The sequence below is a fragment of the Bacillus sp. URHA0034 genome (genome assembly GCF_056280405.1).
This window is the reverse complement of record NZ_JBWCDK010000002.1, coordinates 5,832,909-5,854,492: the sequence shown is the minus strand read 5'-3', so window position 1 is coordinate 5,854,492 and position 21,584 is coordinate 5,832,909. Positions and strand designations below refer to the sequence as shown.

23 protein-coding genes are annotated in these 21,584 nt (G+C 40.1%); 7 read left to right on the top strand and 16 right to left on the bottom strand.

The annotated features are described in order from the left end of the window. Window positions 1-238 precede the first annotated feature (238 nt). Both plsY and ACZ9EE_RS30400 read left to right on the top strand, forming a co-directional pair. Window positions 239-838: a glycerol-3-phosphate 1-O-acyltransferase PlsY gene (plsY, locus tag ACZ9EE_RS30405; RefSeq protein ID WP_476032324.1), complete on the top strand. Its 600-nt coding sequence runs from the start codon at window positions 239-241 to the stop codon at window positions 836-838. A 454-nt stretch (window positions 839-1,292) separates the two neighbouring features. Then, window positions 1,293-2,447, top strand: a complete 1,155-nt coding sequence (locus tag ACZ9EE_RS30400; protein WP_476032323.1) for a CapA family protein — start codon at window positions 1,293-1,295, stop codon at window positions 2,445-2,447. A 27-nt stretch (window positions 2,448-2,474) separates the two neighbouring features. Here the strand turns inward: ACZ9EE_RS30400 and ACZ9EE_RS30395 are convergent, their stop codons facing one another. The 9 genes from ACZ9EE_RS30395 to acnA all read right to left on the bottom strand — a co-directional run bounded on the left by ACZ9EE_RS30395 (window position 2,475) and on the right by acnA (window position 12,292). Continuing rightward, a complete protein-coding gene (locus tag ACZ9EE_RS30395) occupies window positions 2,475-2,792 on the bottom strand; it encodes a hypothetical protein (protein WP_476033160.1) in 318 nt (105 codons plus the stop codon). A gap of 21 nt (window positions 2,793-2,813) precedes the next feature. Next, the gene (locus tag ACZ9EE_RS30390; protein ID WP_476032322.1) at window positions 2,814-3,260 is read right to left on the bottom strand and encodes an acyl-CoA thioesterase; all 447 of its coding nucleotides are present in this window, start codon (window positions 3,258-3,260) and stop codon (window positions 2,814-2,816) included. A gap of 3 nt (window positions 3,261-3,263) precedes the next feature. After that, complete coding sequence (locus ACZ9EE_RS30385; protein ID WP_476032321.1) at window positions 3,264-5,603, bottom strand: AAA family ATPase; 2,340 nt, start codon at window positions 5,601-5,603, stop codon at window positions 3,264-3,266. 185 nt (window positions 5,604-5,788) lie between these two features. After that, window positions 5,789-6,016 carry a small acid-soluble spore protein Tlp gene (tlp, locus tag ACZ9EE_RS30380; RefSeq protein ID WP_476032320.1) on the bottom strand — a complete coding sequence of 76 codons (228 nt, stop codon included), beginning with the start codon at window positions 6,014-6,016 and terminating at the stop codon, window positions 5,789-5,791. Between the two features lie 138 nt (window positions 6,017-6,154). Further along, complete coding sequence (locus tag ACZ9EE_RS30375) at window positions 6,155-6,298, bottom strand: acid-soluble spore protein N (protein ID WP_160723456.1); 144 nt, start codon at window positions 6,296-6,298, stop codon at window positions 6,155-6,157. A 65-nt stretch (window positions 6,299-6,363) separates the two neighbouring features. Then, window positions 6,364-6,495 (bottom strand): FbpB family small basic protein, encoded by a 132-nt coding sequence (locus ACZ9EE_RS30370; protein ID WP_160723454.1) that lies wholly within the window; start codon window positions 6,493-6,495, stop codon window positions 6,364-6,366. Window positions 6,496-6,865: 370 nt separating this feature from the next. Further along, a complete protein-coding gene (locus tag ACZ9EE_RS30365) occupies window positions 6,866-7,402 on the bottom strand; it encodes a redoxin domain-containing protein (protein ID WP_476032319.1) in 537 nt (178 codons plus the stop codon). Between the two features lie 90 nt (window positions 7,403-7,492). Then, window positions 7,493-9,217, bottom strand: a complete 1,725-nt coding sequence (gene abc-f / locus ACZ9EE_RS30360; protein ID WP_476032318.1) for a ribosomal protection-like ABC-F family protein — start codon at window positions 9,215-9,217, stop codon at window positions 7,493-7,495. Between the two features lie 369 nt (window positions 9,218-9,586). Further along, window positions 9,587-12,292 carry an aconitate hydratase AcnA gene (acnA, locus tag ACZ9EE_RS30355; protein WP_476032317.1) on the bottom strand — a complete coding sequence of 902 codons (2,706 nt, stop codon included), beginning with the start codon at window positions 12,290-12,292 and terminating at the stop codon, window positions 9,587-9,589. A gap of 324 nt (window positions 12,293-12,616) precedes the next feature. On the opposite strand from acnA, the gene sspO reads away from it, so the two are divergent. Next, complete coding sequence (gene sspO / locus ACZ9EE_RS30350) at window positions 12,617-12,769, top strand: small acid-soluble spore protein O (protein ID WP_476032316.1); 153 nt, start codon at window positions 12,617-12,619, stop codon at window positions 12,767-12,769. A gap of 38 nt (window positions 12,770-12,807) precedes the next feature. Here the strand turns inward: sspO and ACZ9EE_RS30345 are convergent, their stop codons facing one another. Continuing rightward, window positions 12,808-13,098: a hypothetical protein gene (locus ACZ9EE_RS30345; protein ID WP_476032315.1), complete on the bottom strand. Its 291-nt coding sequence runs from the start codon at window positions 13,096-13,098 to the stop codon at window positions 12,808-12,810. Between the two features lie 91 nt (window positions 13,099-13,189). On the opposite strand from ACZ9EE_RS30345, the gene ACZ9EE_RS30340 reads away from it, so the two are divergent. Continuing rightward, complete coding sequence (locus ACZ9EE_RS30340) at window positions 13,190-13,330, top strand: small acid-soluble spore protein P (protein ID WP_476033159.1); 141 nt, start codon at window positions 13,190-13,192, stop codon at window positions 13,328-13,330. Between the two features lie 87 nt (window positions 13,331-13,417). Here the strand turns inward: ACZ9EE_RS30340 and selA are convergent, their stop codons facing one another. Further along, a complete protein-coding gene (selA, locus tag ACZ9EE_RS30335) occupies window positions 13,418-14,833 on the bottom strand; it encodes an L-seryl-tRNA(Sec) selenium transferase (RefSeq protein WP_476032314.1) in 1,416 nt (471 codons plus the stop codon). 189 nt (window positions 14,834-15,022) lie between these two features. Between selA and ACZ9EE_RS30330 the strand changes: the two genes are divergently transcribed. Further along, on the top strand, window positions 15,023-15,418 hold the full coding sequence (locus tag ACZ9EE_RS30330) for an Hsp20/alpha crystallin family protein (protein ID WP_476032313.1): 396 nt from the start codon (window positions 15,023-15,025) through the stop codon (window positions 15,416-15,418). Between the two features lie 83 nt (window positions 15,419-15,501). On the opposite strand, the gene ACZ9EE_RS30325 is transcribed toward ACZ9EE_RS30330, so the two are convergent. After that, window positions 15,502-15,741 carry an Rdx family protein gene (locus ACZ9EE_RS30325; RefSeq protein ID WP_476032312.1) on the bottom strand — a complete coding sequence of 80 codons (240 nt, stop codon included), beginning with the start codon at window positions 15,739-15,741 and terminating at the stop codon, window positions 15,502-15,504. 140 nt (window positions 15,742-15,881) lie between these two features. On the opposite strand from ACZ9EE_RS30325, the gene selD reads away from it, so the two are divergent. Continuing rightward, entirely contained in the window at window positions 15,882-16,937 is a 1,056-nt protein-coding gene (gene selD, locus ACZ9EE_RS30320) for a selenide, water dikinase SelD (protein WP_476033158.1), read from the top strand. 339 nt (window positions 16,938-17,276) lie between these two features. Here the strand turns inward: selD and ACZ9EE_RS30315 are convergent, their stop codons facing one another. The 3 genes from ACZ9EE_RS30315 to ACZ9EE_RS30305 all read right to left on the bottom strand — a co-directional run bounded on the left by ACZ9EE_RS30315 (window position 17,277) and on the right by ACZ9EE_RS30305 (window position 19,665). Continuing rightward, window positions 17,277-17,438: a hypothetical protein gene (locus ACZ9EE_RS30315; RefSeq protein ID WP_476032311.1), complete on the bottom strand. Its 162-nt coding sequence runs from the start codon at window positions 17,436-17,438 to the stop codon at window positions 17,277-17,279. Next, a complete protein-coding gene (locus ACZ9EE_RS30310) occupies window positions 17,439-18,383 on the bottom strand; it encodes an L-threonine 3-dehydrogenase (protein WP_476032310.1) in 945 nt (314 codons plus the stop codon). A 91-nt stretch (window positions 18,384-18,474) separates the two neighbouring features. After that, window positions 18,475-19,665 carry a glycine C-acetyltransferase gene (locus ACZ9EE_RS30305; protein WP_476032308.1) on the bottom strand — a complete coding sequence of 397 codons (1,191 nt, stop codon included), beginning with the start codon at window positions 19,663-19,665 and terminating at the stop codon, window positions 18,475-18,477. 314 nt (window positions 19,666-19,979) lie between these two features. Here ACZ9EE_RS30305 and ACZ9EE_RS30300 point away from each other — a divergent pair, with 314 nt between their 5' ends. After that, entirely contained in the window at window positions 19,980-20,288 is a 309-nt protein-coding gene (locus ACZ9EE_RS30300; RefSeq protein ID WP_476032306.1) for a hypothetical protein, read from the top strand. Window positions 20,289-20,421: 133 nt separating this feature from the next. Here ACZ9EE_RS30300 and ACZ9EE_RS30295 read toward each other — a convergent pair whose 3' ends face one another. Next, window positions 20,422-21,186: a putative protein N(5)-glutamine methyltransferase gene (locus ACZ9EE_RS30295; RefSeq protein WP_476032304.1), complete on the bottom strand. Its 765-nt coding sequence runs from the start codon at window positions 21,184-21,186 to the stop codon at window positions 20,422-20,424. Window positions 21,187-21,584: the final 398 nt, after the last annotated feature.

Here is a 21,584-nt window from a genome sequence, read left to right as displayed (position 1 = left end):
TTCAATCGCCTTAACGTAGGGTTGCTAAATTCTCCATTGATTTGTAATAAAATTGTCTTTAATTGTTCTTACTTTAGACTTAATAAGGAAATCCCACTTTTAAAAGCAGGCTGAAAGTACTATTTTCACTATCTTTTTTTCCTACTCTTTTAAACTTATCATCAAAAGGAATAGTGTTTTTTCGGAAATCCATGGTAAAATAGAGGAACTGGATTTTTTATTGAAGGAGAAATTATTCATGATTCAAATTATCTTAGTCTTGATCCTTGCCTATTTACTTGGCTCCATTCCATCTGGGCTAATTGTTGGCAAAACATTCTACAAAGTCGATATCCGTGAGCACGGAAGTGGGAATTTAGGCGGTACGAACACGTTTCGAACGCTTGGTGTAAAAGCAGGATTAGCCGTCACACTTGCTGATATTCTGAAGGGCACACTAGCCGCCGCACTGCCTGTGATCTTCCATCTTGATATAAATCCATTATTGGCTGGGATATTTGCTGTTGTGGGACATACCTATCCGATCTTTGCTGGATTTCGGGGCGGGAAAGCCGTTGCAACATCTGGAGGAATCGTACTATTTGCAGCGCCGTATATGTTTTTGACGGTAATAGTGGTCTTCTTTATTAGTTTATACATATCCAAATATGTATCCCTCTCATCGATGATTGCAGGTATTACTGCTGTTTTATTTGCCATCATATCAGGACTTGTGCACAATTGGGACATCCCTTTACTAATCGTGGTGTTATTTTTAGCAACGTTTGTTATTTTCCGCCACCGCGCAAATATTAAAAGAATCATCAATAAAACAGAACCAAAAATTAAATGGCTATAAAGGGACAAATCGTCTCTTTATAGCCATTTTTTTGTTATATGCTCAATAGTTGAAACCGTTTATTGCCAAGTACATCTTGAACATAATCTAGTTTCGTGTGGTTGAAGTATACCATATCTTTTTCATGAATAATCACGGTCAGATCGTTAAATTCGAATGTACGATCTCCCTCAATCTTCCGCTCTTCCAGAGACAGATTTAATTTGGGACCGCCTCAGCCAATCCCCATCGTTAAACGCAGGTAAAGCTGCTCATCTTTTGAATTTTTCTCTTGATTGATGATTGCGGTTAATTTAAGGTACGCACTTTCTGTTAGCTTAAACATTCCTATTCCTTTCCACCCTTTTTGTTAAAAATGGTTATGAATAATTTTAAAAACATCCTTAAATATAATATAGTAAGATTATAGAGATCAAAAACCATTTGCTCGAGTATGATTACATAAGGAGATTTTATGAAGAAAAAGGCCGTTTTACCTTCTATTTTAATTATCATTGGCTGTATCGTCATTGCCGCTATTCTCTTCATTCAACAAAGACAGTCTGGCACTCAGGAAAAAATTTATCGTACCCAAAACCTTTCGTTACGTCCCTTATTTAATGGGCATCGAGATTTTCTACTGACTGAAAAGATCACCTTAGGGGCAGTTGGTGATATCCTTATTCACCAACCGGTATACCAAGATGCCTTTAATGGAGCTGATTATAATTTTGACCCTATCTTTGAACAAGTAAAACCCCTAATGGAGAAACCAGATATATTATCCGCTAATCAAGAAAGTATGTTAGGCGGGCTGGAAATGGGCCTCTCCGGTTATCCGAGGTTCAATAGTCCGCATCAGGTCGCGAATGCACTGCTCGATACTGGAGTTGATATCGTCTCGACCGCTAATAATCACTCCTTAGATAAAGGAGAAAAAGGGATTCATTCAGAATCAGCCTATTTAGATCAGATTGGGTTACCACATGTCGGTAGTTTTATTAATGCGGCTGACCGTCAAAAACTACGATTGATCGATAAAAATGGAATTAAGCTTGCCTTTTTAGCTTATACATACGGAACAAACGGAATTCCACTTCCAAAGGGAAAAGACTATCTTGTCAATCTAATCAATAAAGATGTCATGAAAGCCGAAATAGCTCGGGCAAAAACACAGGCAGATGTGGTGGTGATGAGCCTTCATTGGGGGAACGAATATCAACGCATCCCCACGAATGCCCAAAGGGAATTGGCTCAGTTTTTGGCTAATGAAGGGGTCGATATTATTTTGGGTTCCCATCCACATGTCTTGCAGCCGATGGAATGGATCAAGACAAAGGATGGCAGAAAGTCATTTGTTATCTATTCATTAGGGAATTTTATCTCTGGTCAGCACGGAAATTACAGGGATATCGGTGGATTAGCGACCATTGATATCAACAAACAAATTACCGAAAAAGGCAGTAAGGTTGCCCTATCAAATCCCACCTTCACACCAACGTATGTAACCAGCCAAAAAAACAAAAGCTTTCAAATCGTTCCGTTAGATAAGGCCGGAGCCTATGGCTTATTAAACGCCGGATCTAAATATAATGAAATAGAGCAGCATATGACCCAATGGCTAAAATAAGAAGAGAAAAAGGCACACTTGAAATGATTATATCTCAGGAGTGCCTTTTTCTTTTTGCCAAAGCTGTTCGGACAAGCCTTCATTTAGTAAAATTTCTCTTTGCCGTTCCCCCAATAAATCAAAATGGGAGTAACCATCCTTGCGATGATGGATCCACTCTTTCCTTAATCCATACCTTTTACCCCAAGCAGCTAATTGATCGAGGTCAAGACAGCCAACCTTGGTGACTGTGTTACTATCAGGAAAGCGGTCATCCAGCCAATAATGAGTTAAAAACGCAATTTCACCCTGGTCAATTTTCTTTTTCCATTCGATTAACTCTCGTCTTTTGATTCCAAACGCCAACATCATCACCTCACAAAGGAGTTATTTCTTCTTAATTTCCTCGTATTTTAAATACCATTCCGGAAAAGCTCGTTTAAAAGAAGTTGGCTTAAAATTATCCTTTTTCACAATAATGTGGGTCGAGGTTCCTTCCGCACAAACCTCGTCATCACCATTTAAAATGGTATAAGAATAAATGGTCTTAATGCCATCATTTAAGGATACCCAGGTCTTTACAAAGGCTTTGTCCCCATATCTTAATGGTTTCTTATAGGTGATTTGGATATCATAGACTGGAGCAAAGTAACCCGATTCCTCCATAGCCAGATAACTATAACCAAGATCCTCGATAAAACCAGTCCGGCCAAGCTCGAAAAATTTTAAATAGTTGGCATGATAAATCACGCCCATCATATCCGTATCCGCATAATACAGCTGAATTTCCCGTGTCGAGACAAAATAGTTTTCCACCATAAACGTTCCTTTCATTCGTCAATAACCTGAAGTCTTTCCGAGTGCTTTTTCGACATCTTCCACTTCAAGGTACATCGCTTTTTCTAAAAGATCCTCTTCCTCCACTTCACCCATTAACCGTAAAGCTTGTGCCTGAATCATATCATCGACTAAATTGGTCGCAAATCGGCCATTCCCTTTATATGTTTCGGCCTCCATTGTTTCAAGCAATAGGTTCTTCGCATCTTCTGTAAGCTGATATTGAAACTTACCCGCATAATTGACCATAATTTCAAGCAATTCTTCATTTGAATAGTCCGGAAAAAGGAAGAACTTTTTAAAACGGGAACGCAGTCCCGGATTGCTTTCTAATAATTGGTTCATTTCATTTGGGTATCCAGCTAAAACGACCACTACATTTTCATTTTGCTTGGTCATTTCATCAACAAGGGTATCGATGACTTCTTTGCCAAAATCACCGGAAGTTTGACTGATTAAGGAATATGCCTCATCAATGAAAAGAACCCCGCCCAAGGCTTCCTTAATTTTTTGCTTCGTTTTCCCAGCTGTCTGCCCAACATATCCAGCCACAAAATCAGCCCGACTCGCGACAATCAGATGGCCTCTTTTTAAAATACCGCATTCCTTTAAAAACTCCGCATAGATTTTTGCTACCGTTGTTTTCCCTGTACCGGGGTTTCCGGTAAAAACAGCATGCAGCTGAATCGGTACGGTAGGGAGACCCCTTGATCTGCGGAATTGCTGCATTTTCACGAATGAAATAAGGGTCTTTAGCTCGACCTTTAAGGAATCCAAGCCAATTAATTGGTTGAGCTGTTCCTGTGGTGATTGAGTAATAGTCTCTTTCTCGGTTTGAAAGTCTTCCCGGTCTAGGAGCATCATATCTAAGATATCTCCATCCGCGGTATGGTTGTCTGCCCCTTTTTTAAAAATCGCATCTATAACAATATTGTGGACAGTTCTAGCATTGCCAAATGTATCATCAACCCGTTCTTTTTCGAGGCGGTGATCAATTTCAATCTTCGAATCCTCTGTCAGGAGATAATCATTTTCGGCTGCCACGAGCTCAGCAATCTGAATTAATTCTTCATTCGAGTAATTTGGAAGATGAATAAAGTTTGATTGTGGGAACCGGCTCCGTAATCCAGGATTCGCATTTAAAAAGGAACGCATTTCATCTGGATAGCCAGCTAATATAACTGCGAATTTACCGCCGTATTCACTGCTTGTCATTAACGAAACAAGCGTATCGATGGCAGCTTGTCCATAATCGTTTCCTGTTTGCCCCTCACGTTTTAAGCTATAGGCTTCATCAATAAATAACACGCCGCCAATCGAGCGTTCCACAATAGAACGAACATTTTCTTCTGTTTGCCCGACAAAGGAACCCACTAGCTGTGAGCGATTGGTTTCAATGACTTCCTCCCTTGGCAAAGCCCCGAGCTCGTGATAAATCTTCGCTAATAATCTAGCCAGGGTGGTCTTTCCCGTCCCGGGATTACCGGTTAGAATCATGTTAAGACTAAGCTCATCTTTAATTTGAAAGCCTAGTTCCTTCCGTTGCTTTTGGTACTTCAAAAAACGGTAAAAGTCATTCACTCGTTTTTTTACTAAATCCATCCCAATCATGTTTTGCAGCTGATCCAAGGCATTCTCTGTGACAGCAGAGGACGTCTCTTCTTCACCAACAAATTGCTGCTTCCAAGTCTGTTTGATTTCTTCTAAGTTGGCCATATGCAGCTTTAAATCATCATAATAGGTTGAGGTATGGAAAACACCTGTAATGGATTGGTTGTATTCCTCAGCGGCCTTTAATAAGCTCCCCGTCTCCTCAATTGAAGTGGAAAGTAGTTCGGCCAGTTTTTCATACTGGTGTAAAAGGTCTTTTATATCCATTTTGGCCGCAGTATCAATCATTTGTTGTAATTCATGGAGTTGTTCATCCGCTTCCGCTAAAAATCGTTGACAGATGTCAATATATTCTTCCGCTGTTTTCTTTTTAGCAGTGCGATTATCGGTTTCCCGTATGGAAGGGAATGTCAGCGGTGTTAAAAGTTCCTCCATCTTCTTCCAATCCGATTGAACAGCAAATTCTTTTGCTTTTTGGTTATGGGGATCTAACTTTAAAGCCTTATCTAACCAAACGGTCGCAATGGAATCGTCTTTATGATCGTGAAGTCTCGATAAAGCCCCAAGCGTTAATAGTTTTGATAATATAACAGGATTCGTTTCTTGACGAATGGCCGTTAGTAACTTGGCCTCATCTAAAATCACACCTGTATCATTCAGCTCTTTCTCCCACGATTGAATCCACTCGTAGGAAGAAGAACGATTGTTTTCCAATTGATTCAAAATCATCACTCTTCTATTTAAAATTCTTGTTGCTAGGTTTTACTCACTATCTTATCATAATAAATTACCCCAGATAAAATAAGAGGTCTTAAAATGGTGGAAGCCTCCCTTTACCAAGTTGACTAGTCACTGGTAATAGCTCGGAAAAAGGACCTGTTCAGTTTGTGAACAGGTCCTACAGAGCATTGCTTTTAGCCTTGGTTGTTTGCCTCATCTTTTACTTCAGAACGGAAAGATTCGATGCTCTCCCGTCTGCGATCATTCTTTGCTTGGATTTGCTGTCTTTGTGTTTCACTATCTGTAAAAGCAATTGATTCTTCGGCCGCTTCCATATTTTCAATAGTATTGGTAATCATTGATTGAAGTTTTTCAACGTTATCACTGCGGTCATCAGGATTTGGTTTGTTGTTATAAGTCATCGTCAAATTCCTCCTCAAGGTGTATTTGGTACAAATATAGTTTGTAACGAGATGCAAAATTTATCACAGGATTCGATGGTAACTTCAAACAAAAAGACCCATCAGGCCTAAGTCTGATGGGTCTTATAAATGTCAAAATTATTCACCTTTAGTTTGAATCACCTGAGCATGCTTCCCGGAAGTATCATTCATTTTCTTTCCATTATTGCCACTAAAGCCTCTAGGTTGAGTGCCTAAATGGCTCGGTGTGTAAGCTTGAAAATGTTTTTTTGGATTACCCATGTCCAATCCCCCCTTACTAACATTTTACCCATAAGGAGGCGAAGCATGATTGGAAACAAATGTGATTATTCTGCTTTACCGAGGCGCTTTTCTTCTAACCGCTGCTCAATTTTTTCCATAGCAGCACGATCTTTTAATAGTTGTGATTTATTTTCAAGCACAAGTTCTGCGAATGAACGTTTTCTAGGTTTTCTCATTGGTTTCACCATCCTTATTACTTATTCTAACAGCTATTATTCCCAGAAACGGTTGCAATTATTACAACTTTTTGAAAATTTTAAGAAAGGTGGAACCTTTTCGCAAGAAAAAGTTCAAAAAACAAACAAAAAAAAGAAGGTCTACCAAAAGTATTACTTTTAGTCACCTTCTTTTTTAAACATTAAACTAGTCTGTTGATTCCGCTCCAGGCACTTCGCTTTCCGCGGGCGGTACGGGGAGCCTCCTCGTCGCTTCGCTCCTGCGGGGTCTCCCCTGTCCCGTACTCCCGCAGGAGTCTTCGCGCCTTCCGCTCCAATCAACAGAGTTTGCTAAAATTATTTATCAACAACCTTTTGGGTCAGCCTCTTTTTAATTCAATTGCTGCGTATATTTTTTCATGGTCGCAAGCTTCATTGCACCAGTATATTTGTTCTGAATGATCCCTTTACTGTTAATAAAATAGGTCGTCGGGATAGACAGAATTTGATACGCTTCATTTACTTTGTCGTCTGCATCTAGAGGGATGGGAAAAGTGATTTTATTTTCATTTACAAATCCTTTTACATCTAATTGCGGGTCGATATTGACCGCTAATATAACGGTATCATCGCTAATTTGTTTAGAAAACTGCTCCATTTCCGGCATCTCAGCTTTACAGGGCGGGCACCACGTTGCCCAGAAATTTAGCATCACTTTTTTTCCTTTTAAGTCCGAGAGCCTTACAGTATCCCCGGTTAACGTTTTCAATTCAAAATTAGGTGCTGCAGCTCCGATGGAAAGTCCTTCTTTTGCTGCCGATACTTCGGTTGCCGTTTCCGGAGTTTCAGTCTTCTTATCCATGGCTTGAACAATCGCTACTGTCAGTAAACTAACGAGTACTACAGCGGCAATCACTTTTTTAATCATCCCGGATCCTCCTTTGTTTCTTCTGCTATAACGATTTTACACTATAAACTCAGTTGAAACAAAGTAACTGTATGCCAAAGTTGTGACAAATTATTTTTTTATTTCCTTTTTTTGTTTAAGAAGAAGGTTAAATTCTTGGTCTAAGGACGAATATTGGGGATCCTTTTGATCCATCATCGATAATTTTCCTAAAATAACGGCAATCTTATTTTCAATAATTAATAATGCTTCTTCGCTAGTTTCTGGCTGCTTAACAGGATTTAAATATTCATCTGGTTTCTTTTCGACCCGTTTAACTTTCTGACCATCAAACACAAGCAGACGATCACAAAGTTTATTTAAAAAATAATAATCATGGGATACGGTAATGATCGAGCCAGTAAACGCCGATAAAGTACTTTCAAGCTGCTCTCTGCTTGGTAAGTCAAGATGATTGGTTGGTTCATCAAGAATCAGCACATCATATTCTTTCATCAAGATATCAGTCAGTTTCACCCTCGTTCGTTCGCCTAGACTTAGGGTGCTAATTGGCTTGATGATATGTTGTTCTTTAAGACCTAAGTTAGCCAACAACGTTCTGGCTTTATAGATGTCTTCACGCTCTGTATACCCGAGAACTTCTAACGCCGTTTTATCGGCAGGCAGATCGTCCACATCCTGACTTAAATAAGCAATTTTAAGGGAATCACTTTTCCAAATCTCGCCTTTAAAGCGGGTTTCTTCACCTAATATGATCTTGATTAAGGTAGTTTTCCCACAGCCGTTATCGCCTAGTAAGCCAATTCGCTCGCCGTGGCTAATGTAGAACTGTGAATCCTTAAAAAGGACGCGATCCGTAAAACCTATTGCCAAATTCTTTGCCTCGATGATCCGTTTTCCCCTTTTCCCGCTTGCATCGAACTGGAATTTCACAGTTGCTTCTTCGGCCGGCTTTTCAATCCTCTTTTTAGCTAATTCACTTTCTAATCGTTTAATTTTGGATTTGATTTGGCTGTCTCGTTTTTTCGCCTTGACGCGGTGATATTCTTTGAAGCCATTCTGCCTTTTGGTCGGCCCAGAGCCATTCTGGGTTGAATCTCGGTGCGCTTTTTCAGACCAGGACTTTAATTGCTGCATTTGCGATTCCACCCTTTCGATCTGACGCTGTTGGACGTTATACTCATGTTGTTGGCTCTCGATCCTTTTTTGTTTTTCGAGCAAATAATAGCTGTAGTTTCCATTATAAAAATGAATCCTGCTGTTTTCTAATTCCACTATTTGGGTTATCGCTTGATCTAGGAAATGGCGGTCATGAGAGATGATGAAGACAGCGCCAGCAAACCTTTCTATTTCGGATACAAGCCAGTTTATACCTTTAAAATCTAAATGATTGGTTGGTTCATCCAAGATTAATAGGTCAGGCTTTGATGCCCAGATGTTAGAAAGAGCCAGTTTCAGTTTTTCTCCTCCACTCAAATGCTGAAGTCGTTCAGGGTTCCAGTCATACGCTTTGTCTAGGCCTAACTCCTTTGTATAGTGATATAGGTCCCTATCCGCATTTGAAGGTATCTGACTGAATTCATTCACCTCATAATCAATCGACTGTGACAAGTAACCTATTTTTAAATGATCGGCGATTTCAATCGTTCCCGAATCGGGACTTAGTTTTCCAAGCAGGAGTTTGGCCAGGGTTGTTTTCCCTGAGCCATTACTACCAACGAGTCCAATTCGATCGGCCATTTTAATGTCAAATTGGAGATTTTCAAGAATCTTGCTTAAATGAAAACTTTTATTTAAATTCTTTACTCTTAACACTACTTTTTGATTTGTAAGCATAAAAAAACTCCCTTCATTTGAACCTGAAAGAGAGTTTTATGTCATATAAGTTCCATACCAAAAATTTAAACACCAAATAAACCTATTTCAGGTTAGGGTGATTTCGGTATAAACGATCAGGACATAAAAAAGGACAGACTCATCCTATTCTTCAGGTTCAACTTTTTCATATTCGAAAAAATGTGCTGAAAAATAAGATTAAAATTTCATCGGCCCTTTGTTCATTCCCTTACGTTTGATAGTTCCATTGTATTTAACGAGAGCTAATTTTGTCAATCCTTAACATAAAAACACCATGCCTATTTAGACATGGTGTTAAGTATAGTAATTAGAAAATAGCTACAGCACCTAGGCGCTTTCACTTTCTAATTAAGCTTGTAATTTTTCACGTAGAACCATTTGCAGGATTCCGCCGTGACGGTAGTAATCAATTTCAACTTCAGAGTCAAAACGAACAAGAACTTCGAATTCTTTCTTGTTGCCAGCTTCGTCCGTAGCTGTAACCTTTAATAGATCACGTGGTTTTACATTTTCATCTACGTGGACTTCGAAAGTTTCTTTTCCAGTTAAACCAATTGATTCAGCGTTGTCGCCTTCTTTGAATTGAAGTGGAAGTACGCCCATTAACACAAGGTTAGAACGGTGGATACGCTCAAAGCTTTCAGCAAGAACCGTTTTAATGCCAAGAAGGTTTGTACCTTTAGCAGCCCAGTCACGTGAAGAGCCCATTCCGTAATCTTTACCGGCAAGAACCATTAATCCCGTTCCATCAGCTTTGTATTTCATACAAGCATCGTAGATAGAAGTAACTTCGCCTGTTGGCCAGTAAGTAGTGAAGCCGCCTTCTGTACCTGGTGCGATTTGGTTACGAATACGAATGTTTGCAAATGTTCCGCGCATCATCACTTCATGGTTACCACGGCGAGAACCATAAGAGTTAAAGTCGCGAGGCTGCACGCCTTTTTCTAATAAATACTTACCAGCTGGAGTATTTTTACCGATTGCTCCTGCAGGTGAGATATGGTCAGTTGTAACAGAATCGCCAAACTTACCAACAACACGAAGTCCTGCTAAAGGTTCAACAGTACCTGGCTCAGGTGATAAGCCTTCAAAGAATGGCGGGTTCGCAATGTATGTGGAATCTTCATCCCAAGCATATAATGGCTCATTGCTAGTTTTGATTTGGTTCCATCGCTCGTTGTCGCCGAAAACATTCTCGTATTCTCTGCGGAATAATTCTGGAGTAACAGTGCGTTTTACTACATCATTTACCTCAGCTGTTGATGGCCAAATATCCTTGAAGAATACATCGTTGCCATCTTTATCTTTACCGAGTGCTTCAGAAGCAAAGTCGATGTTTACTGTACCAGCAAGGGCATAAGCAACAACTAATGGTGGTGAAGCAAGGTAGTTAGCTTTTACAAGCGGGTGAATACGTCCTTCGAAGTTACGGTTACCTGAAAGAACAGAAGTAACTAAAAGATCGTTTTCCGCAATTGTTTTTTCAATTTCTTCTTTTAATGGACCGGAGTTACCGATACATGTAGTACAACCATAACCTACTAGGTTAAAGCCGATTTGCTCTAGGTATGGAAGTAAGCCAGAGTCACGCAGGTAACCTGTTACAACTTTAGAACCAGGTGCTAAAGAAGTTTTAACGAATTTTGGCACTTCCATTCCGAGTTCAACAGCCTTTTTCGCAACAAGACCTGCACCAACTAGAACATATGGGTTGGATGTATTTGTACAGCTAGTGATCGATGCAATCGCAACTGCACCCGTTTTAATTGTAGCTTCATCGCCATTATTAAATTTAACCACTGCCGACTTTTCAAGCTCATCGGTTTGTAAGCCGAAGCCTTGGTTTCCTTGTGGAGCAGAAACAGCCTTGACAAATTCTCCTTTCATTTGGGAAAGAGGAATTAAATCTTGAGGACGTTTAGGTCCGGAAAGGTTTGCTTCAATCTCTGCAAGGTCAATTTCAATAACATCTGTATATACAGGTTCAAAAGAAGGATCAAAGAATAAGCCGTTTGCTTTGCAATACTCTTCAACAACCTTAACTTGCTCTTCGTCACGTCCAGTTAAACGCATATAAGCAAGCGACTCGTCGTCAATCGCAAAGAATCCACAAGTTGCACCGTATTCAGGCGCCATGTTAGCAATTGTTGCACGGTCAGCAAGTGGTAATGAAGGCACCCCAGGTCCGAAATACTCAACGAATTTGCCTACCACACCATGTTTACGAAGTACTTGAGTAACTTTTAATGCAAGGTCAGTTGCCGTTGCACCGTTAGGAAGTTCTCCAGTTAACTTAACACCAACAACTTCTGGTACAGGGAAGTAGGAAGGCTGTCCAAGCATGCCAGCTTCTGCTTCGATACCGCCAACGCCCCAGCCAAGTACGCCAAGACCGTTGATCATCGTTGTATGAGAGTCAGTTCCTACTAATGTATCAGGATATGTTTCTAGTTCGCCATCTACCTCAGCAACATGTACAACATCTGCCAAGTACTCAAGGTTTACTTGGTGTACGATTCCTGTTGCAGGCGGAACAGCACGATAGTTGTTAAATGATTTTTGTGCCCAGCTTAAGAACTGGTAACGTTCAGCATTACGTTCGAATTCATAATCCATGTTGATTTTTAAAGAATCAGAAGATCCATATGCATCAACTTGGACAGAGTGGTCGATAACAAGATCGACAGTTTTCTCAGGATTAATTCTGTCTGGGTCTCCGCCAAGGTCAGCCATTGCTTTTCTTAATGAAGCAAGGTCAACCACTGCTGGAACACCAGTAAAGTCTTGAAGGATAACACGTGCCGGCTTAAATGGAACATCCACTTCTTTTAGCTCAGCAGTTCCCCATTTTGCTAAGTTTTCAACATGCTCTTTTGCGATTACGCGGCCATCGTATTGGCGAAGTACAGATTCAAGTAATACTTTCACAGAGTAAGGCAACTTGGATACATTGCCAATGCCTGCTTCTTCCAAAGCATTTAAACGGTAGTAGTGGTAACGTTTACCGTTAGCTTCGAAGGAAGAACGGGCGTTAAATACATCGTTTTTTACCATGTGTAAATCCCCCTGTTCGTTGTTTTCTAAAATTAAACGAAAAGTCTTGAAAGTTTGAATTTTCCCATTCATCTTCACTTTTCTCACAATTCTTATCTTAATACAACCTTTTACATAAGTAAATAACAAGAAAGTTATTGTGATTGATAAGTTTTTCTTATGCTTTTTATGTATTTTGTTCAGAATATTTTGTGAATCTCAACTATATATGAGTGAATTTAGAATTTTAGGAAAATGTTCTTTCGCTAATATTATCGCAAAAAACTTTTATTTTGTCATTAATTAAGTAAAGGAGGAAATATTAAATGACAGGAGGTGATTGGCATGGTAAAACGTAAGTCTAATCATGTAATTCCAGGTATGAATGCGGCAAAAGGTCAAGGAAAAGGCGCAGGCTTTAATGAGGAATATGCCAGTGAGCCAGAACTAACCGCAAAAGAGAGAATGAACAATAAAAAACGAAAAAAGAATCAATGACATCATTAGTAAAGCAGGAGGATCTCCCTCCTGCTTTTTTAGTCTTCTTGATTAACTTCTGATACCATCGCTTGAAGATCTTGCTGAAAACGTTCTAATTGTGCTTTCTGGTGTTCTGAAGCCACCTCTAGGGCATTTTCAATCTGCTGGTAAGCCTCATTCACTTCATCCTTTAAATGCTTAAGCTGATGGCCATAGCTGGCGCTGTCACTAACAATTGTCTCATATAAACCTTGAGCGTTTTCGTATCCTTGCTGTGCTGCTTGAAAAGCATGTTGTTTGTCTTTATGATAAGGATATTTTTGCATTTTTCTAATCCACTCCTTCATTTTATATACCGTTAAATTGCACAGAACAATAAAATTTATTCAGCATAAAAACACTTATTGACTGCATCCTAACAGATAGGAGGGATGAATGATGGTAAACAAAAATGATGGAAAAGATATGCGTAAAAATGCTCCAAAACAATCCGGACAGCCGGAGCCACTGAGTGGTTCTCATAAAGTTAAGAACCGTAACCACTCACGTAATAATCATAACCCTGGACACGATATGTAAAAAAAGTTGCAGCCCCTAGGCGCTGCAACTATACATGAAAAATGGAAGCGCCCTTATTCTCAGTTATGGCGCTTCCTTCGTTATCGATTATTTAGAATTGATACCTATTAAGGCATCTAACAATAAGTCTTCTTCTTCAACAGAAACGGTCCTGAGATCAATAATAAATTCATCCTTTTGGATACGAGCAACAATCGCAGGTTTTGTTTCCGTTCGTAATTTTCTGCCGATCTGTTCTGCGGTTAGCGAATCATGCTTTAAGGCAATGATCATCGTTGGCAGTAAGACATCCGGCATGGTTCCCCCGCCGACTTGGCTTGAGTCCTGAAAAATCGCAGCTTGAAAATGACTCGTTTTTTGTAATAATTTTGTAACGAATAATTGTGCTCTTTCGTCTAATTGATGAATAGAAACTAATATATCACGAATGGTTGGGATATTCTTAAGCGAGGTACCCCCTCGGGCATAATCAATTAATGTCCCTTCCAGAGCAGCCAAAGTCATTTTATCCACCCGAACCACTCTGGCTAATTGGTGTTTTTTCAATTGATCAATAATATCTTTTTTGCCGGCAATAATTCCTGCCTGCGGTCCTCCTAGGAGCTTATCTCCACTAAAGGTTACTATATCCGCCCCCATATCGATGACTTCTCTAACAACAGGCTCATCACCAATACCATGCTTTCTAAAGTCATACAGGGCACCGCTGCCAAGATCCTCATAAAAGATTACATTCTCTTGCCTTTTCGTTAACTGTACGAGTTCGTCTGTTTCAACTGATTTAGTAAAGCCAATAACTTTAAAATTACTGGTATGAACCTTCATGATGACAGCAGTATCTGGTGAGATTGCCTTTTCATAGTCATACAAATGGGTTTTATTTGTCGTCCCGACCTCTTTAAGGGTGGCACCGCTTTCCTCCATTATGGACGATATGCGAAAGGACCCGCCGATCTCAACAAGCTGTCCACGGGAAACAATGACCTCTTTATTTTTAGCTAGTGCCCTTAATACTAGATAAACAGCCGCGGCATTATTGTTAACGACCATTGCGGCTTCAGCACCAGTAATTTCTCTAATGAGCGCTTCAACATGACTATGACGTGAGCCCCTTTCTCCTTCCTTCAAGCGATATTCAAGATTGGAGTAATTTCTTGCCGTTTCCAGCACATGTGTTATCGCATTCTCACTAAGCCTTGCCCTTCCGAGGTTCGTATGTAAAATCGTGCCTGTGGCATTGATGACTTTTTCGATCGTATAAGTGTATTGCTTTTGAATATTCTCTTCAAGGATTTGAAACAACTCAAAAGTAAATTTATCTGTTCCAGGTATGGCGCCTTGCCATTTGCCTGTTTGGATGGATTCCCTGATTTGATCAAGTACTTCTTTTAAATGCTTGGTCAGCAGTGAATGATCAAGTTGAATTTCGTTAGATAGTTTGGAAAAACTCTCATGGTTCTGAAGCTCATGGATGGCTGGTAATGAACGTAACCATTCTTTCACGATAAAAACTCCTTCTCTTACCTAGCTGTGGGCTGTTTAACTTTTTCGTATGATACAAATGCAATTTAGCCGCCAGCCTTCGCCTTTTCGCGGCTCGTCCACCGGCAAAATTTCTTTTCCTATTATATCATAACCGGTTCACATTTTAAGGTTGACTGGAATAAAATGAACGAGCAAGGGGGATTAAAAATGAAGAAAAAACATCCACAAAATCAAACCTTTGATTTTGCTTTAGTGGAAAAGTGGCTTGAAAACTATTTTTTAGATCCGCTTACTTCTTATTACGACCAAACCCAGTTTCAAATTGACCTGTTCGAGACCGATCAAGAGTGGATTGTTGAAGCGATCTTAAGTGATTTTGAAGCATCAGATTTACGAATTTATATACAAGAGAAAAAATTAACCATTTCGGCAAGCAACCCCCCCCTTTACCAACCCCATTATCAACGGTCACGTTCAATCGAGTTTCCATTTTATATCAACGAACAGGATATATCAGCTGTTTTTACAAATGGTATCCTAGAGATTTTTATCTCTAAAACCAAAAAAGGATCAGGAAAAAATAGATATATTACCTTACCTTAGATCGATAAGGTGAATTTTTTTCTCATCCAGTTAACATAATATGATTATGTAAATTAAAAGAGGCCCTTTTTATGGGCCTTTTGTTATTTGGTCTTGATGATTTCGATGATTTCTTCTGTATCTGGGAATACTCCTGTATCAAGCTTAGAATAGATCTTTTCGCCATTGACGGTCACTTCAAACGCACCGCCTGAACTTGGAATCATTTCTAACTTTTGTATATCCCGATAAAAATGGTTAAATAGCTCTTCTGCGAAACTCGCAGCTTTAGGTGCGTAGTTTCATTGCATACAAAATTCTACCACTACATGGTAATTTTTCATGATTTCACCCCCTATATTTCGATTTTCCTATATCTAGATAGTAAAAATATTTTATCGTATCCCCCTGCGGTCTGCAAATGTTCTGCATGATTCGTGCGGATTCACACGGAAAGAGGTATACTATGAAAATGGAGGTGGACATGTTGAGTGAACAAGAGAAGATTCGCCTAACCTCTTTTTCGACAAAAGCAGGTTGAGGCTGCAAAATTGGTCCTGAGGACCTGGCGCAAGTTTTGCGTCAATTACCGAAACAAGAACCTGTCCCTGAATTACTTGTGGGGCTTGATACATCGGACGATGCTGGGGTTTATAAGTTAACGGACTCCATTGCTCTCATACAAACAGTTGACTACTTTACGCCGATTGTCGACGACCCCTATATGTTCGGTCAGATTACGGCAGCCAATGCATTAAGTGACGTTTATGCGATGGGCGGACAGCCGAAAACAGTCATGAATATTGTCGGCTTTCCGATTAAGAAGCTTGGAGCTGAAATGCTTTCCGATATCCTTCGCGGAGCAGCCGATAAAGTTAAAGAAGCTGGCGCGATTACAGTAGGCGGTCACTCCATCGATGACCAGGAACCTAAGTTTGGCCTATCTGTAACGGGAATCGTCCATCCCGATAAGGTTTGGAAAAACGTCGGTGCCAAACCGGGGGATGTGTTAGTCTTAACCAAACCAATTGGAGTTGGTATTCTAACAACCGGTATTAAACGATCTACGGTAACCGAAGAGCAGGAACAGCTGGTTACGGAAACAATGGCAATGCTTAATAAGACGGCAGCTGAAGTTTTGACCAATTATCAACCACATGCTGTTACCGATGTAACCGGCTTTGGTTTGCTTGGACATGGCAGCGAAATGGCACGCGGCAGTGATGTCAGCTTTGAAATCCACCTAAGTCAGGTGCCCATTTTAGAAGGTGCTGTAGAGTTAGCGAAGAATGGCGTTGTTCCTGGCGGGTCAAAGTCTAATCATAAATGGATTAGTAATGATACCGTGTATCAGGATATTTCATCGGAAGAGCAGCTTGTTCTTTGTGATGCGATCACATCCGGGGGCTTGCTGGTTTCGATGGACGAAATGGAAGCGAGAAAGTATATAGACCAGCTGCATGCAAGCGGCGTTGGCCAAGCAGCAATCGTTGGTCGTGTGTTGGAGAAACAAGAAAAATATATTTATGTTAAAAGATAACACTGTAGACGGCTGGGTACCTGCTGCGTTTACAAGATAATAAAGGAAGAAAGCCTGTCGATTGACAGGCTTTTTTATGGTGTTTCTAAAAAAGATAAGTAGATAGGGCTTAGAATCTGTATACAGTAAAGTCTATTGGGCAATGGTGCAGTGAAACTCAAGGAAAATGTCTAATAGAATCTTTCTAATCGACAGATTTCCTGATAAAACCAGGAATTTGTCCATTAGGGCATGGTCTATAGGACAAATTTTCTTTCTAGCCATTGTATTTGTCTAATAGAAGCGTTCTATTGGACAGTTAAGCAGTAAGACTTAAGATGATTGTCCAATAGAACCCTTTTATAAGACAGTTCCCCATAATAGTCCAGATAAATTGTCCAATAGAGTTAACTCTGTTGGACAATTTATCTGGATGTGTTTATTTGTAAAGATATCCGTGAAATCAAAAATAGAGCCAAACACGATAAAAAAACCTGGCCATTTTGGCTCAGGTTCGATCATCTACAATTTCTCCCGCAGCTTCTCAATCATATCCTGCGTCATTTTATCCAAATCGTACTCATATTTAAAGCCCCACTCTTCCCTTGCAGCACTGGCATCAATCGAATCTGGCCAGCTTTCTGCAATCCTTTGCCGCTCAGGATCTACCTTATAGGACATCTCAAACCCAGGGATAATTTTCCCGATACTGGCTGCAATATCCTCCGGTGCAAAGCTCATTGCTGTCACATTAAAAGCGTTACGGTGCTTAAGTCTGGAGGCGTCGGCTTCCATTAAGTCAATAATCGCGTGCAATGCGTCCGGCATGTACATCATATCCATAAAGGTCCCTTTATCAATATAAGAAGCATACTTACCATTCTTAACCGCTTGATAGTAAATCTCAACCGCATAGTCCGTTGTTCCCCCGCCTGGGAGCGCAACATGTGAGATTAGTCCGGGGAAACGCAATCCGCGTGTATCGACGCCAAATTTATGATAATAGTAATCGGCAAGCAATTCTCCGGCAACCTTATTGACCCCATACATAGTAGTCGGGCGCATAATCGTATCCTGTGGAGTATTATTTTTAGGTGTAGACGGTCCAAACGCACCAATCGAGCTAGGCGTGAAAAATTGGGTTTTTAGCTCCCTTGCTGTTTCAAGGGCATTCATTAGCCCGCCCATATTCAAATTCCAAGCAAATACAGGTTTTGCCTCGGCAGTTGCAGAAAGCAGTGCTGCTAAATGCATAATTGTATCCACCTTGTATTTTTGGGCTGTCTCCATCATTTTCTTTAAATCAGTTACATCTACGGTTTCAAAGGGGCCACTCTGCGCTGCTTCACTATCATTCTTCTTGATATCTGTAGCAATGACCTGATCTGCTCCGTAGATCTCCCTTAACTTTAATGTTAATTCTGATCCAATTTGCCCTAATGCACCTGTGATTAAAATACGCTTCATCGTCGTTTCTCCGTCCTCTTCACTTATGCTGAATATTTCTATTTATTTTATGGATACGTTACTTAATTGTGTAGAGTGTCTATATTAACGGCTAAATGACGCCCATTTCCGTGCCGACTTTTTTATAAATGGCAATGGCTTGATCAAGCATTTCCTTCGTATGGGCAGCAGTCGGCATATTGCGGACTCGACCCGTACCCTTTGCTACGGTTGGGAATACGATCGCTTTTGCATAAACTCCTTCCTCATTCAGCCGTTTACTAAATTGCTGTGTCAGCGACTCGTCCCCAATGATACATGGTGTAATCGGGGTTTCGCTATTGCCAATATTGAAGCCTAATTCCTTTAATCCCTTTTTGAGATAATCGCCATTTTCCCATAGCGTTTTGTTAAGGTCCGTGCTTTCCATTAAGATCTCGATCGACCTTTTACATGCAGCCACATCCGCAGGCGTTAAGGAAGTGGAAAAAAGAAACGGGCGGCTCCGAACCTTCAACCAGTCTATTAGATTTTTCTTACCAGCCACATACCCGCCGACTACACCAATTGCCTTTGATAAGGTCCCAATTTGAAAATCAATTTTATCGGATAGACCAAAATGCTTAACGGTTCCTGCTCCTTCCCCAAGGACACCAGATCCATGTGCATCATCTACATAAGTAATTAAATCAAATTCCTCGGCAATCTTAACAATTTCTGGTAACAGCGCAATATCACCATCCATCGAAAAAACACCGTCTGTAATAACCATAATTTTGTTATATTGACCTGATTCTTTAGCTTCTTTTGCTTTCGTACGCAGATCTTCCATATCAGAGTGTTTTACACGAATAATTTTTGCTTTAGAAAGCCTGCAGCCGTCAATAATCGAGGCATGATTTAATTCATCTGAAAGGATCGCATCATTGGCATCCATCACAGCAGAAATGGCTGCCATATTACAATTGAAGCCTGATTGGTAAGCAATTGCTGCCTCTGTATGTTTAAATTCGGCTAACTTTTCCTCGAGCTCAACATGTAGTTTAAGCGTTCCATTGATAGTCCGAACGGCCCCTGCGCCGACACCATATTTCTCAATGGCATCTTTAGCAGCCTCTTTAAGTCTTTCATCTGTTGCTAAACCTAAATAATTGTTAGACGATAGATTAATTAATTGCTTCCCATTGATGGTTATGAGTGGTCCATTTGGACTTTCGAGTGGATCGATGACATTATATAAGCCTTTACCCTTTAAATCTTCAAGATTTTCATTTAAAAAAGTTTCTAAAATATGACTAGACACAAAATGTTCCCCCTTAATAATTGAAGTTGGTTTTGTCATTAACAAAAAACAATCGTCCTCCTGGTATGGACACAAAAAGATATTGAATTAGCGATATGTAAGGATTTCTACTGTTTATTTTAACATATATTCCATGATTTGTTCACTGCAAATGGACAGTTTCATTTAATAATAATAGTGTGCCCAGGTTAAAATGAGGATATTTCTTTCTATATCTTATTCCTGCAGTCAAACTAATCATTTCTAAATAATATGTTTTTCGTTATAATACACTTTGAACTATTTACACCTGCTTCTTAGAAAGGATGTCTAACATGGCTGCTTTAACTTCCGCCCTCTATTACATTGTCATCGGTGCTGTGTTTATTTATATTTTTATTTATGCCTATGATGTCTTTTACGGCGAGAAACCGGAAAAACAAATAAAAAAGATTCATAAACATTTCCGTAAAGAAACGATCAAGAAAATTGATCGGTTAGAAGTGGAACCCCGAAAATATACCCTGTACCAAGTTACATTAGAAAACGGCAGCAAAAAAGTTAAATTAAAACCAGGTTATAAAGTGGTCAATATTGTTGCGAAGAAGGAAACTAAAAAGAAACAGAAAAAAAGAACCGTTTAAATTATAAACAGATTCCCTTTCCTATCACAAAACCCGAAAATGGAACCGTATTTGTACCGTGTTTTGTATCTGTTTTTGCTATTAAAATTAAAATGGCTCAGTTCACTATACTGAGCCATTTCTTATATTTATTTTAGGGTTTTGTTCCAATTACGACAGTAGCGTCCAGTTCAACATAATGTGTCAACTGGGGTATTAGTCCGTATTGGGTAAAGATTTCACAGGTCTGAGGTGCCTGCAATTCGCTCGTCTCTACTAATAGATGCCCTCCCGAAGCCAGCCAGAGAGATGCTTCTTCTGCCACTCTTCGCTGAATGTCAAGTCCATCATCTCCCCCGTCAAGCGCTACCTTCGGTTCATGTAGACGTGCATCCTGCGGAAGCAGCTTGATTGCTTCGGTAGGTACATAAGGTACGTTTGCTACAAGAATGTCGACTTTCCCACGCAGTATGGCCGGTAATGGCTTATAGAGGTCACCTTCATATACGAGACCACCTAGGCTAGTAACATTGCGGAGGGCACAGCGCACCGCGGTTGGGTCGATATCGATTGCATACAAGCTAATCCAGCCCAGAGCTTTGGCTATCGCGACACCCACCGCGCCAGTACCGCAGCAAAGGTCAACGACTGTGGCTCCAGGTATAGAGAAAGCAACTGCCATTTTGACGAGAAACTCAGTACGGGGTCGGGGAACGAAGACTCCTGGGTCTACTGCTATCCTGATTCCGCAGAACTCCGCCCAACCGAGGATATGTTCAAGGGGGGTACCCGTTATTCGTAGATTGACCATCGTGGAGAGAGCATCCAATGACTGTGCCTCAGAAATAAGAAGCTGAGCCTCTTCTTCTGCGAAAACACAACCGGAGGTCTGAAGTCTCTTGATTATACTTTTTTTCATTTGGTCATCAATATAACTTTTATTTTGCTTTCCTATTATTATCACCCAATCTTTTTAACCGTAATGAAAGGTAGTTCGATAAAAATTAGAAAAGTCCTTCTCCACAAACCTGATTCGTTAGGTAAGTGCAAATTTTCACAACCTTTACATTTAGTACAAATTTCAAAGAAATTACTAAGAAAATTGCTATTTACAATAAAAAATGACTATCAAATTGACATACATTTTGATAGTCATTTTCCTATACATTATTAACGTTTCCGGTCGTCAACTGAACTCGATATTAAATTATTGGGTCCCATTTCTTCTGTTAAAATCATGGTTAGCCAACAGGTTAACGGCCGTTCACTTCTTTCACGTTAGGAGGTAATTAGATATCCGATTGACTGCAGGGAGGC